This window comes from Salmonella sp. SSDFZ69 (genome assembly GCF_004010755.1).
GTDB classification, from domain to species: Bacteria; Pseudomonadota; Gammaproteobacteria; order Enterobacterales; family Enterobacteriaceae; genus Salmonella; species Salmonella enterica.
Genome location: NZ_CP034831.1, coordinates 4,233,566 through 4,250,275, shown reverse-complemented (window position 1 = coordinate 4,250,275; position 16,710 = coordinate 4,233,566). Strand labels below are relative to the sequence as shown.

Genomic DNA, 16,710 nt, shown 5'->3' with positions numbered 1-16,710 from the left:
ATATAATATTATGGGAAATAAAAGCATACAAAAGTTTTTTGCCGATCAAAATTCTGTAATTGATTTATCTTCTTTGGGTAATGCCAAAGGCGCAAAAGTTTCTCTTTCCGGGCCAGACATGAACATTACCACGCCGCGTGGTTCAGTGATCATTGTCAATGGCGCTCTTTATTCAAGTATCAAAGGCAATAACCTCGCTGTTAAATTTAAAGATAAGACTATTACTGGCGCTAAAATTCTGGGCAGCGTAGATTTAAAAGATATTCAACTAGAGAGAATTGACAGCTCATTGGTTGATTCTGCTCAGGTAGAAAAGAAAGGTAATGGCAAACGACGAAATAAGAAGGAAGAAGAGGAATTAAAAAAGCAGCTTGACGATGCTGAAAACGCAAAGAAAGAAGCTGATAAGGCGAAGGAAGAAGCAGAGAAAGCTAAGGAGGCTGCAGAAAAAGCGCTCAATGAAGCGTTTGAAGTACAGAACTCGTCAAAGCAAATTGAAGAAATGCTGCAGAACTTTTTGGCTGACAATGTAGCAAAAGACAATCTGGCTCAGCAAAGCGATGCTTCCCAGCAAAATACACAGGCTAAAGCAACGCAGGCTTCTAAACAGAACGATGCTGAAAAAGTTCTTCCTCAACCTATTAATAAAAATACCAGTACTGGCAAAAGTAATAGCAGTAAAAATGAGGAAAATAAGCTCGATGCTGAGTCTGTTAAAGAGCCGCTTAAAGTCACATTAGCGCTTGCGGCCGAGAGTAACAGCGGTAGCAAAGATGATAGTATAACTAATTTTACCAAACCTCAGTTTGTAGGTAGCACTGCTCCCAATGCCACGGTCATTATTAAAATTAATGGTATTGCTGTCGGTCAGGCTGTAGCGGATAGTTTGGGTAACTTCACCTTCACTGCGCCTGAAACATTGACTGATGGAACATACAATCTGGAGGCAGAGGCCAAGACTGCTGATGGAAGCGGTAGCGCCAAACTTGTCATTACTATCGATTCCGTTACCGATAAGCCAACATTTGAGCTTTCGCCTGAAAGTAGTGTGTCCGGTCATAAGGGCTTAACGCCGACCTTGACGCCTTCAATTGTTGGTACGGCGGAAGAGAATGCTAAGGTTGACATTTATGTAGATAATAAACTGGTTGCCAGCGTTGATGTCGATAAAGATGGAAACTGGAGTTATGAATTTAAGGATAATGAATTATCTGAGGGCGAAAATAGTATAAAAGTCGTTGCTGTAGATAAAGCAGGTAATAAAAACGAAACGACGGATAGTATCATAACCGACACCATTCCTCCGGAAAAGCCGACGATTGAGCTGGATGATAGTAGTGATTCCGGCATTAAAAATGACAACATTACAAATAGCACCCTGCCAACATTTATTGGTGTGGCGGAACCCGGTTCTACAGTCTCTATTTATCTTGGACTTAAGCATCTTGGTGAGGTCATTGTTGCTAAAGATGGGACATGGAGCTATACGCTTACTACGCCGCTCAAGGATGGCGAATACAATATAACAGCAACAGCTACTGATATTGCCGGGCATACCTCAGCGACGGCAAATCTGCCTTTTACTATTGATACACGTATCAGCTATTTCAGCGCTGAGATTGAAACGACGAATGATAGCGGTATTGTCGGAGATAACGTTACTAACAATACTCGCCCAACCTTTACAGGTAAAACTGAGCCAAATGCTATTATCAGTGTCATAAATAGTGAGACTGGCGAAGAGGTTATTTTTAAAGCGAATGACAAGGGCGAATGGACGTTCAATTTCACTTCCGACTCAGTGGAAGGGATTAACAATCTTACGTTCACTGTTGAAGATGTCGCTGGCAACAAAAAGGATTTTTCCTTTAGTTACGTTATTGATACTATTGCCCCTGTACCTCCGACGGTTTCTTTGGAGGACTTTGTTGTTTTACCGAATGGTATAATTTTATCAGGGAATGATTTACCGGCTTTAGTCGGTACGGCAGAGCCAAAGTCTACCATCTTATTGATGCGAGATGGTAAATTATATGACAGCATTGAGGTTGATTCAAACGGGACCTGGAATTATCAGTTTAGTAATAAATTTCTTCAGGGCGCCTATGATATTGAAATCATTTCTCAGGATGCCGCCGGTAATAAATCCTCTACTGTTAAATATTCTTTTACTATTCAAACTGAAGTTGTACCTCCAAAAGCGGAACTCGATGCCAGTGATGATTCCGGTGCAAAAGGCGACTGGATTACCAATAAACACAATGCTCTGACATTACTGGGAACAGCGGATAGGTTTGCTACCGTAAATATCCTTATTGATGGTAAAACGATAGGCGTGACGACTGCGGATGCAGACGGTAACTGGAATTTTGATATTTCCCGAAATCTGTCTGACAATGTTTATAAGATTACGGTTGAATCCATCGATCCTTTAGGAAGAACGTCATCTGTAGATTATCAGCTTACCATTGATAGCTTTACGCCGATCCCTACTGTTATGTTGCATGATAGCGCTGACTCTGGCGTTAAAGGCGATATGATTACTAAAATTAATACGCCGTTGTTTACCGGGATGGCTGAAGCTAATGCTAAGGTTTCCATCTATGTTGACGGTGTGTTAAGTGGTGAGGCTATTGCTGGCGATGATGGTGTATGGAATTTTCAATTTACCACAGCGTTATCCGATGGCTCGCATGACGTAACGGTAAAGGTAGAAGATATTGCCGGTAATACTGCCTCCTCATCAGCGTATAATTTCCAAATCGTAACGCAAACGCAAAAACCAACAATAGAGTTGGTCAACGATACGGGGGTTGATAATACAGACCATATTATTAATGAAAAGAATCCTGCACTGACAGGAACCGCTGCACCCTATTCAACGGTTAAACTCTATATTGATGGTGCACTGATTGCTGAGGTCAGAACAAATAAAGATGGCAGATGGGAGTATACCCTGAAAGCCGATCAAGGTTTGGTTGATGGCGATCATAGAATAACCGCTTCAGTTGAAGATATCGCTGGCAACATTGCTCATTCGGATCCTTTCTTAATTAGCGTCGATACTGCTATTTCAATACCGATAGTTTCATTGAGCCCGGATTCAGATTCGGGAATTTCAGATGATAATTTAACGAATATCGTTAAACCTACCTTGCACCTAAAAGATATTGATCCGGACATTATCAGTGTTCAGGTATGGGATGCCATGTCTGATACGCAGATCGGTGTTGCCACGCAACAACCTGATGGTTCATGGGCCTATACCTTTACTTCAGATTTAACGGAAGGCTTGCATCAGGTTTATGTCAAGGTTGAGGACATTGCGGGTAATAAAGCGAACAGCGCGGTATTCGATTTTACTATCGATACCACAGTATCAACGCCGGTGATTTCCCTGCTTTCTAAGGATGATACGGGGGTTACAGGCGATAACCTGACCAATATCAATAAGCCAGGTTTTGCTATTTCCGGTGTTGATGCCGATGCGCATCGGGTCGTCGTACAGGTGATGCACAATGGCGTGAGCGAAGAGATCGAACTTTCCCACCTCAATGGTAGTTGGTTATTTACACCAGGGAATACGTGGACGGATGGCAGCTACACGTTAACGGTGAAAGTAGAAGATAAGGCAGGAAATACCAACTACTCAACGCCGCTGACGGTCGTTATCGATACCCAAATCGCCATTGATGGGGTGGAACTGGTCAACGATAGCGGCGTGAAAGGCGATAATATGACCAACGACGACCGTCCCCACTTTCGTGTGACGGTACCTACGGATGTCAATGAAGTCCGTCTGAGCATTGACGGTGGTAATTCGTGGGTTCAGGCAACTCCGGGCGTGGCAGGAAGCTGGGAGTATATCTGGCCGACAGACCTGGCAGATGGTCAATACACGCTAACGGTGGAAGCGACTGATAAAGCAGGCAATACAGTGACGAAGACCATCGATTTCGCGGTGGATACCACGCTGTCAGTGCCGGTCATCGTACTGGATAGCGCGGACGACACCGGCATCCAGGGCGATAACATGACGAATAGCACCCAGCCGACATTTGCCCTGCAGCATATTGATGATGATGCCGTTCGCGTTACGGTCAGCGTAGAGCATGGCGGCGTCACCACCACATTTGACGCCACGAAAGGCACAGGCGGATGGAGCTTTACGCCGACAGGGGCGTGGGCGGATGGTGATTATACCCTGAGTGTGTCAGTCGAAGATAAAGCGGGGAACACCAGCCATTCTGCATCGCTGACGGTGACGGTGGACACGCAAATCGCCATTAATAACATTGAACTGGTCAATGACAGCGGTATTCCCAACGATAATCTGACTAATAACGTGCGTCCGCACTTCCAGGTGACGGTACCGACGGATGTCAACGTAGTGCGCCTGAGCATTGACGGCGGCAAGACGTGGTTCAACGCTACCCAGAGCGCGACGCCGGGCGCCTGGGATTATATCTGGCCGGATGATGTGGCCGACGGAGGCTATACCCTGACGGTAGAGGCGACCGACAAGGCGGGAAACAAGACGACGCAGGAACTTGATTTCACCATCGATACCACTCTGTCTGTGCCGACCCTCTCGCTGGACAGCGCAGATGACAGCGGCATCGCGGGCGATAATATCACCAATGTTAAAACGCCGGGCTTTACCCTCAACAATATTGATACCGATGTCAGCCGGGTGATAGTGGAGGTAATGCACAATGGCATTAAACAGGAGGTGCCACTGGTTCAGACCGGCGGACAGTGGCGCTTTGCGCCGACCAGCGACTGGGCGGACGGCGACTATATCCTGACGGTGAAGGTAGAAGATAGGGCCGGAAATGTGAAGCAGTCCGCGCCGTTGACGGTGACAGTAGACACGCATATCGCCATTGACCGTATTGAACTGGTTAACGACAGCGGTATCCCCGACGATAATCTGACCAATGAAGCGCGCCCGCACTTTCAGGTGACAGTACCGGCGGATGTTAACGGTGTAAGACTGAGCATTGATGGCGGCAAAACGTGGTTTGACGCCACGCAGAGCGCGACGTCGGGCGTCTGGGATTACACCTGGCTGACGAATGTGGCTAACGGCCCTCACACCCTGATGGTGGAAGCGTCCGACAAGGCGGGAAACAAAACGACGCAGAAACTGGACTTCACCATCGATACCATTCTGTCAGAACCGACGATTACCCTGGACAGCGCGGATGATAGCGCCGCTGGCGATAACATCACCAACGTTAAGATGCCAGGCTTTACCCTCGGTAATATCGACGCCGACGTGACCAAAGTGGTGGTGACGGTGGCGCATGATGGTAAGAACCAACAGATAGAGTTGATTAAGAACGGCGGTGTGTGGCGCTTTACGCCGGGCGCAGCCTGGACCGATGGCGACTATACGCTGACGGTAAAGGTAGAAGATAAGGCGGGTAATACAAATTATTCTGCGCCGCTGACGGTGACTATCGATACGCAAACGTCTATTGATCGCATTGAGCTTCTTAATGACACGGGTATTGTCGGGGATAACCTGACCAATGAAGCACGTCCACAGTTTCATATTACGGTACCGACGGACGTGAACTCTGTGCAACTGAGTCTTGATGGCGGCATCAACTGGGTTAACGCAACGCTGACGTCTGACGGCGTTTGGGAGTATATATGGCCGACAGATCTGGTCGAAAATACGTATACCCTGACAGTGAAAGCAACCGATGTTGCAGGCAACACGGCGACGGAAACGCTCAATTTTATCATTGATACCACATTGTCGACACCGACCATCACGCTGGATAGCGCAGATGATAGCGGCACCGCCAACGATAATAAGACTAACATTAAAACGCCGGGTTTTATTATCGGCGGTATTGATTCTGACGTGACTCAGGTCGTCGTGCAGGTGATGCGCGATGGTCACAGCGAGGAGGTGGAGCTGACGCAGACTAACGGGCAGTGGCGTTTTGTACCCGGCAGCGCGTGGACTGATGGCGACTATACGCTGACGGTAACGGTGAAAGATGAGGCGGGTAATATTCGCCACTCAGCGCCATTGACGGTCACCATCGATACGCAAATCGCCATTGACCATATTGAACTGGTCAATGACAGCGGTATTCCCAACGATAATCTGACCAATGAAGCGCGCCCGCACTTCCAGGTGACGGTACCGACGGATGTCAACGTGGTGCGCCTGAGCATTGACGGCGGCAAGACGTGGTTCAACGCTACCCAGAGCGCGACGCCGGGCGTCTGGGATTATACCTGGCTGGCTGATGTGGGAGAGGGTAAGCATACCCTGACAGTGGAGGCGACCGACAAGGCGGGAAACAAAACGACGCAGCAACTGGACTTCATCATCGATACCCTACTGTCAGAACCGACTATCGTGCTGGACAGCACGGACGACAGCGGAACAAAAGGCGATAACCTGACCAACGTAAATAAGCCGACGTTTTTACTGGGCAATATTGACGCAGACGCGCGGTATGTCACGGTTGAGGTACAGCATGGCGGCACGAAAGAGGTGCTGACGGCCACCAAAGACGCGACCGGCAACTGGAGCGTGACACCGACCGGCACATGGGCAGATGGCGACTATACGCTGACAGTGAGGGTGGAAGATGAGGCGGGGAACGAAAAACACTCAGCGTCGCTGACGGTCACTGTTGATACCCAAATCACCATTGATGTTATTGAACTGGTTAATGATAACGGTATTCCCGGCGACAATATGACTAACGACGCCCATCCGCAGTTCCGCGTGACGGTACCGGGGGACGTTAACGAAGTCAGTCTGAGCATTGACGGTGGCGTGACCTGGGTTAAGGCGACACAGAGCGCGACGCCGGGCGTCTGGAATTATACCTGGCCGGGCACCGTGCCGGATGGCGACTATACGCTGAATGTGAAAGCGACTGACAATGCGGGTAATACGGTGACGGAGACACTCCACTTCACTATTGATACCACGCTGTCGACGCCGGTCATCGTACTGGATAGCGCGGACGACACCGGCATCCAGGGCGATAACATGACCAATAGCACCCAGCCGACATTTAACCTGCAACATATTGATGATGATGCCGTTCGCGTTACGGTCAGCGTAGAGCATGGCGGCGTCACCACCACATTTGACGCCACGAAAGGCACAGGCGGATGGACCTTTACGCCGCCGACATCATGGGGAGCGGGCGATTATACCCTGAGTGTGTCAGTCGAAGATAAAGCGGGGAACACCAGCCATTCTGCATCGCTGACGGTGACGGTGGACACGCAAATCGCCATTAATAACATTGAACTGGTCAATGACAGCGGTATTCCCGACGATAATCTGACTAATAACGTGCGTCCGCACTTCCAGGTGAAGGTACCGACGGATGTTAACGAGGTACGCCTGAGCATTGACGGCGGCAAGACGTGGTTCAACGCTACTCAGAGCGCGACGCCGGGCGTCTGGGATTATACCTGGCTGGCTGATGTGGGAGAGGGGAAACATACCCTGACAGTGGAGGCGACCGACAAGGCGGGAAACCAGACGACGCAGAAACTGGACTTCATCATCGATACCCTACTGTCAGAACCGACTATCGTGCTGGACAGCACGGACGATAGCGGAACAAAAGGCGATAACCTGACCAACGCGAATAAGCCGACGTTTTTACTGGGCAATATTGACGCAGACGCGCGGTATGTCACGGTTGAGGTGCAGCATGGCGGCACGAAAGAAGTGCTGACGGCCACCAAAGGCGCGACCGGCATCTGGAGCGTGACACCGACCGGCACATGGGCAGATGGCGACTATACGCTGACGGTGAGGGTGGAGGATGAAGCGGGTAACGTAAAATACTCGGCGCCGCTGACGGTCACGGTCGATACCCAAATCACCATTGATGTTATTGAACTGGTTAATGATAACGGTATTCCCGGCGACAACCTGACCAATGACGTTCGTCCACACTTCCGCGTCACGGTGCCAGGGGATGTCAACGAGGTACGTCTGAGTATCGACGGCGGTAATACGTGGGTTCGTGCAACACAGGGCACGGCAGGGACCTGGGATTACACCTGGCCGAAAGATGTGACCGACGGGCTACATACCCTGACGGTAGAAGCGACCGATAAGGCGGGAAATAAGACGACGCAGACGCTCGATTTTACCATTGATACCCGGCTGTCAACGCCTACCATCACTATGGATAGCAGGGACGATACAGGCGCCATTGGCGATCATATTACGAGCGTCAAAAGGCCGGGCTTTACCATTGGCAATATTGACGCCGATGCGCACTCGGTCATTTTGCGGATCACACAGGGCGGCAATAGCCAGGAAGTGACACTAACCCAGGTTGGAGGACAGTGGCGCTTTACGCCAGATGCTGACTGGGCGGACGGTAGCTATACACTGACGGTAGAGGTAACGGATAACGCAGGAAACGTTCGTCAGTCCACGCCGCTGATAGTGACGGTAGATACGCAAACCAGCATTACTGATATTACATTGGTCAATGATCATGGCGTGCCGGATGACAATCTAACTAACAGCACCCGTCCGCAGTTTGAGATCACGGTGCCGGTGGATGTGAATTCTGTGCAACTGAGCATTGATGGCGGCGCAAACTGGGTGAGCGCGGCGCAGGGTATCGAAGGCGTCTGGGGCTATACCTGGCCAACGGATATGGGCGATGGAAAACACACCCTAACCGTCATGGTCACCGACAGAGCGGGCAATACGGCGACGCAAACGCTTGAATTTTTCATCGACACCCGGTTGTCGACGCCGACCATTGCGCTGGATAGCACGGATGATACCGGTACGCCTGGCGATGATATGACCAATCGCACCCGACCGACCTTTATTCTGCAGAATATCGATTCGGATGTTATCAACGTTACAGTCAGCGTCACGCATAATGGAACGACAACCTCGTTTACCGCGACACAGGGGGCTGGAGGCTGGAGCTTTACACCGCCAGCGCCGTGGGGCGACGGTGATTATACGCTGACGGTGACAGTGGAGGATCGGGCGGGAAATACGCGTCCGTCTACGCCGCTGACGGTGACAGTGGATACGCAAATAGCCATTGATCATATTGAATTAGTCAACGATAGCGGCGTCCCTGGCGATAATGTGACAAAACATGTGCGTCCGCAGTTCCAGATCTCGGTACCGGATGATGTGGAAAAGGTTCTTCTGAGTATTGACGGCGGCACGACCTGGGTTACCGCAATCAAGAGTTCGACGGCTGGCATTTGGGATTACACCTGGCCGACGGATATGCCAGAGGGACAGCATACCCTGACCGTGGAAGTGACTGACGGTGCGGGTAATAAGATGACGGAGACGCTCAATTTCACTATCGACATCACGTTGATGACGCCAACCATTGAGCTGGCGCCCGATCAGGATACCGGACAGAATAAGAACGATAATCTGACCAGCGTCACTCAGCCAGTATTTGTGTTGGGGAGTATCGATAAAGATGTTCGACACGTGGAATTGAGTATTGAGCATAACGGTACGTTTAAAACGGTGGTACTCACCGAATCAGCCGACGGCTGGCGCTATCGACCAGATTCTGCTTTGGCGGACGGTAGCTACACATTCACCGTGACGGTAACAGATGTGGCAGGCAACCAGCAAACATCCGCGCCTTTAAAGGTGACGATAGACGGTACGTTGACTACGCCGGTGATTGAACTGGCAGCTGGCGAAGATAGCGGTACTGTTGGCGATCGCCTCACCAATCACGATCGGCCTGTGTTCGACATACGCCAGGTTGATTCTGACGTTACGCGCGTGATGGTCAAAGTAACTTACAACGGTAAAACGCACGAGGAAGCGGCGGTATTCACCAATGGTCAATGGCGCTTTACGCCTTCTGCGAGCTGGGCTGATGGCTCATATCAGTTAGCCGTTGTGGTGGAAGATCTGGCGGGGAATGTAAAAGAATCTGCGCCGTTTGAGGTGCGTATTGATACCACGACAACCATTAACAATATCGTATTGCTTAATGATACTGGCGTGCAGAATGATCAATTAACGAATGTTGCCAAACCGTCATTCAGAATTGACGTTCCCGGTGATGTCATCCAGGTACGCGTAACCCTGGATGGTGGCGCTAACTGGAATGTGATACGCAAAAATGCCGACGGACAGTGGATTTTTGACAGCCCGAATACTCTGGTTGACGGCACATATACCCTTCGCGTAGAGGCCACGGATGAGGCAGGTAATATTGCGAATAAAGATTTAGTATTTAATATCGATACTAACATACAGGTTCCGACTATTGCTTTAGACGCAGGACAAGATACCGGAGCGAATACAGCCGATAATATCACTAATATTTCACGACCCACCTTTACGATTGGTAATGTTGACCCCGATGTTATCAAAGTCGTGGTGACGATTGATGGTCATGATTATAACGCGACTAAGGTTGGGGCTGGTTGGCAATTTACGCCAGGCAATGCCATTCCGGATGGTTCTTATAATATTACCGTTACGGTTGAAGATAAGGCAGGGAATACCGCGACATCGAAACCATTACCTGTTGTGATAGATACGACGGCTGAAATTGAAAGCGTCACGTTGGTTACAGATAGCGGCGATAGCGATGTAGATAACATTACCAAAGTCGACAAGCCGCAGTTTAGTATTGTTACCGCTGATGATATTACCCATGTGCGCGTTAAAATCGATAACGCCGCTAATTGGATTGAACTCACAAAAGGAGGGGATGGTCGCTGGATATTTAATGTCGGTTCGGCATTACCTGATGGGATACACACTCTCTTGGTTGATGTGACTGATATCGCCGGCAACGTTGCGCAAGAAACGCTGCAGTTTACGATTGATACGACTCTGCGAGAGCCGACAATTGTACTCGATCCCACCCATGATACTGGTGATGATACTAATGATAATCTTACCAGGATTAACAAACCGGTGTTTATTATCGGTAATGTCGATAATGATGTATCACACATTGTGGTTCATATTGATGGTCGGGATTACACCATTGAAAACACAGGGGGGAATTTAACCTTTACGCCGGATCAACCGCTGTCTGACGGTCAGCATACGATCTCTGTTACCGTAACGGATATTGCTGGTAATACCAAAACATCGGCCGAACTGCAGATTGAAATCGACACGCAGGTTCAGATTGACAGTGTTACGTTAACAACAGATAGCGGCGTCAACGATCACGATAATGTCACCAATGCTACCCGCCCCTCTTTTGAAATTGCAACGCCTGATGATGTGACATCGGTGCTGGTTTCTTTCGATGGCGTAAACTGGACGCCCATCAGTAAAAATGCGGCCGGGCAGTGGGAATTTACTGCAGGTAGCGCATTGCCTGATGGTCATTATACTCTCCATGTCCAGGCGACGGATCGGGCAGGGAATACGGCAAATTCCACGCTGGGCTTCACCGTGGATACGCAGATTGACGGCCTGAGCGTCGTGATGCTGGACGACGCCGGAAAGGATTCTACGGATGGTATTACGAATATTACCTCTCCACGTTTTGAAATTTCAGCCAGAGAACCGCTGCAGAGCGTGACGGTAATTTTAAACGGGAAATCCAGCACACTGACTCAGGGGGCAGGTAATAAATGGCTGTTTACCCCTGATACACCGTTAGTGGATGGAACTTACAAAATAGAAATAGTGGCTGAAGATATCGCAGGTAATAAAATTAGCAAAGAGGTATCATTCACAATAGACACTATTGTTTCTGATCCCCGTATTGATTTGCTGGACGCGGATGATACTGGCGAAAGCGCTGTTGATAATATTACGAGTGTCACTAAACCACGTTTCGTTATTGGCAATGTACCCGCCGATATTGATACTGTGGTAATCAGAATTAACGGCGTTTCTTATCCGGTTACGGCAAATGGCAATAACCTCTGGGAATTTCAGGTTCCCGTTGCGTTAAACGATGGCGTATATGAAGCCGTTGTTGTCTTCAGAGATATTGCCGGAAATACTTCTGAAACTAAGCTGCCCTTTACCATTGATACCACAACAAGCGTCAGTGTCAGAATGGAGCCAGCGTCTGATACCGGCAGCTCCAATAGCGATAACCTTACGAATAAGCAAAATCCCAAATTCGAAGGTACTGCAGAGCCCAATGCGAAACTGGTGATTACCATTGTTGACGATAAGTCAGGTCGGGAGGTTCTAAAACACACGATTACGGTTGGCGCCGATGGCAACTGGAGTGTGACGCCGAATATACTGCCGGATGGCATGTATACCATCAACGTCGTCGCAACAGATGTCGCGGGAAATACTGCGCAAACGCAGGAAAGATTCACTATCGATACGGTTACGATCGATCCCACCATTCGCCTTTCGGATCCATCTATTGATGATCAGTATGAGGCAACCAGCCTGCGTCCTGAGTTCAAAGGGCTCGCCGAAGCGTTCTCGACGATTATGATTCAGTGGGATGGGAAAGTGGTCGGCTCGGCAAACGCCAATGCGAATGGCGAATGGAGCTGGACGCCGCCATCAGTATTAGCGCCAGGCTCCTATGTTGTGAGCATTGTTGCCAAAGATAAAGCGGGTAATGAATCGTCGCAGGTCGACTTTCCTGTCGTAATACCTGTTATTGATGTCACGCCTCCAACCATAAAGCTCAGCGAGGAGAGCGATAGTGGCGCCTTAGGAGACTTTACCACGAATAATAAAACGCCGACCCTGGTTGGGAACACGTTACCTAATGCGATTGTGAGTATTTATGTGGATGGCGTGAAGGTCGGCGAGGCGACAGCGGATACAGCGGGTCGATATACTTTCCAGTTATCGGAAATGAAAGATGGCCATTATGTCGTCCAGGTGGGTATCGTCAACCCTCGCGATAATAGCGAACTGCGTTCTACCGCCGTTGATGTCACTATCGATACCGAGGTTGCTGAACTGGTATGGAATATATCTGGAATGCATGAGGGCGGATATATCAATACGGTGACGCCGGAGATTGGCGGCACCAGTGAGCCAAACAGCAAAATCACTATCTTTGTGAATGGCGTTGAAAAAGCGATTGCTTATACGACAGGCGCAGGACACTGGGGCGTAGTATTACCCGCTTTGGGTAATGACGGTAATTATGAATTAACGTTTAAAGTTGAAGACGTTGCTGGCAATATCAGAGAGTTTGGTCCGCAGAATGTAATACTGGATACGGTAATTTCGCCGTTAACCGTGGTATTACGCGAAGCTGATGACAGTGGCAAAGTTGGCGACTGGATCACCAATAAATCTCATGTCACCATCGATGGTACTGCCGAAGCCGGAAGTACTTTAACCATCAGGAATCCGCAGGGGGGGGTTATTGCTACCCTGGTGGTAGGCAATGATGGTCGATGGAGCGCAGAATTAGATCTGCGTGAAGGTAGTAATGCCTTTGTCGTGGTATCGGAAGATAAAGCGGGCAACAGCCAACAAAAAGATATCCTGATAGAACATGATACGCAGATTGAAATCAGCGATATTTCATTAAGTCGGGATACTAATAGCGGTGATAAATATGATCTGATTACCAATAATAAGTCTCCGGTACTGGTTGCCATGACCGATCCCGGCGCGACGGTACAGGTTTATATTAATGGTGTGTTACAAGGCACAGTAGAGGCGAGTTCGTCAGGTAATATTAGCTATACCATGCCGGCAAATAGCGCCGACGGCGAGTATCAGGTGCAATTTGTTGCTACGGATACTGCTGGCAACCGGGTTGAGTCTGCGATTACAACCGTGACAATCGATTCTCAAATCGCTGTCTTTGATATTGATGAAGATTCATTACCGGCCCTCTCTAATAACCGAGCGTTGTCAGTCTCAGGTGTCGGGGAGGCTGGTTCTCAGGTCAGCATCTTTGTCGATGGTAAATTAGTCAACGTTGTTATGGTTGAGGCTGATGGCACATGGCGCGCGCCGATACTGCTGCAAGATGATGGTACGTTTAATATTCATTTCAGCATTACTGACGTTGCTGGCAACACTGAAGTGAGCAAGGATTATAGCGTGGATGTCGATTCATCAACCGACTTCCCAACGCTCAACCTTGAAGATGCGAGCAACTCTGGTTCACTTGACGATCTGATTACTAGTCACAACAAGCCTGTGTTAGTAGGCACCGCAGAAGCGGGAGCCACAATCCATATTTATGTGGATGAAAAGATCGTGGCAAATGTGCTTGTGCTTGAAGATGGAACCTGGTCCTATCAGTTTGATAATGCGTTAAAAGATGGTGAATATTCTATCCGAGTGGTTGCCGAAGACCCGGCAGGTAATACGGCAGAATCGCCTCGCTTACTCGTCACGATAGATACCAGTACGTTTATCGATAATCCTGTTATGATAGCAGGTTCTGATAACGGTATTTTCAGTAATGATAGTATAACGAGTCAGACCCGGCCTGCGTTTAGTATTTTTGGAGAAATGAACCAGAGTGTTCAGATTTTCATTGATGGAGTGCTAGTCGATACGATCACGGTGACGGACAGAAATCAAGTTTATCGACCTGAGTCACCGTTGGGCGATGGTTCCCATAGCATTTATTATGTTATCACCGATAAAGCAGGCAACACGGCTACCTCGAAAACGCTAAACTTTACTATCGATACCTTTAATACGACGCCTGTCGCCATTGATTCTATCGGTGGACAAACGTTAGCAGAGATGACCGGTAGTGATGGCAAAATATATATAACGGACACGACACGTAACTTATTGTTTAGTGGCAGTGCCGAGCCCAATAGCAAAATAGAAATCATCATTAATGGCTTAAATGTGGGGGAAGTTTGGGCTAATGACAAAGGCCACTGGCAGATGCCGGTGAACCCGCTTTATTTCACAGAAGGCCAGCTGGATATCAATGTTAAATCTACGGACCGTGCTGGTAACGTAAATCAGGAAAAGTATTCCATTTGGGTCGATACGCATATCCAGGTATTTACCAGCGAGCTTGATGACAATAAATCATCATCGAAAACGGACTGGTGGAGTAATAGCTCCACTATTACCATGAGAGGTATGGGGGAAATTGGCGCTACGGTATCATTAATCGTGGCAGGGGTCACGCTGGCAACCGCTGTCGTTGCGGCTAATGGGCAGTGGGAGTTATCGACCGATCAGCTTCCGGAAGGGAAATACGATATCACTTTGAGTATTGAGGATAACGCAGGCAACCGTAAGGAAGAGGTACATGAAATATTTATTGATCGAACGCCGCCAAACGCTCCGGTCGTAACTTATTCAGATATTGTCAACGATCTAATTATTATGCAGGGGACGGCGGAAGCCAAATCTCAGCTAATAATAACCGATAGTAATGGGAATACTTATACGTTAACCGTTCCTGATAATGGTAAATGGAGTATGGCGATTCCGTATCCATCGGAAGGGAAGTTTACCATTACGAGTGTGGATGCGATTGGTAACCGGAGTGATGATGTCCCTCTCGATATCATGAAAGAGACTCCTGTTATTTCATTATCTCCAGACTCAGACAGTGGTACGGTGGGCGATAATATTACGCGAGATAATCAGCCTACCTTTATTATCGGGAATCTGGAAAGCGATGTTGTGGTCGTTCAGGTCGATATCAATGGGACCGTATATAATGCTGAAAAAAATGCCGATGGCGTTTGGTTCTTTACGCCAGGTACACCGTTAGCTGATGGTTCCTACACGATATCGGTAATCGCAAGCGATGCCGCGGGTAATCAGAAAAACTCATTACCCATTACCGTTACGATCGACAGTACGCTGACCGTGCCGGAGATTGCGCTGGCAGCAGGTGAAGACAATGGCGCTTCACACAGCGATAACGTGACGAATCACAATCACACCCAGCCTAAGTTCACGCTGCAGCATATTGATGCTGATGTGACCGGGGTGACTGTAAACGTGACGCATAATGGCGTGACAGACATCTATCAGGCGACGCAAGGCGCGGATGGCTGGACCTTCACGCCGCCAGCCGCCTGGAATGATGGTTCCTACACGCTGAGCGTGACGGTGGTGGATCGCGCGGGGAACTCACTGCAATCTGCTTCGCTGGAGGTGACGGTTGACTCAACGGTGACGGTAACAGCGGATAGCCAGCATGACGATGCGAGCGATGACGCCACGGCAACAGCGGTTACTCCACCGGAGTCTGAAACAGTGAATGCCGAAAGCGCTACGCATCTTCGTACAGTGCCGTCGGCGGCGGAAGAAAGCGTGGTGAAGGAGACAGCCTATAGTATTACATTGTTAAACGCTGACTCTGGGGATGAAATAGATCGTTCAATTAGTCAGACACCTTCTTTTGAAATATCAGTACCTGAGAATATTGTTAATGTCAGTGTTATGTTTGAAGGAGAAGAGTTTACTCTGCCGATAACTAACCAGAAAGCAATATTCGAAGTTCCGCTATCTTTGGAAGATGGTGAATATACTATGGACGTGAAATTCATTGATAAGGACGATGATTTCCTGATTAAGGAGAAAACATTCTCAGTCGATCACTCCTCGGCGGATATTGTGAACGCAATGAATGCAAGAGGAAAGACCGAGGATGATATTAATGATTCCCCTTCCACGAGTTCTGTAGGGCACAACAATAACGGCGCTATTGATGTTTTCGCCGTTAATGAAGTTACGCTACCTGTAGATAATCAAGAAGAACACGCATAATAACGGAGGCCCCT

At 48.7% G+C, this 16,710-nt stretch carries 1 protein-coding gene; it reads left to right on the top strand.

What is annotated here, in order from left to right:
• Positions 1–10: 10 nt before the first annotated feature.
• Entirely contained in the window at positions 11–16,696 is a 16,686-nt protein-coding gene (gene siiE / locus EOS98_RS21015; protein WP_126524357.1) for a non-fimbrial adhesin SiiE, read from the top strand.
• Positions 16,697–16,710: the final 14 nt, after the last annotated feature.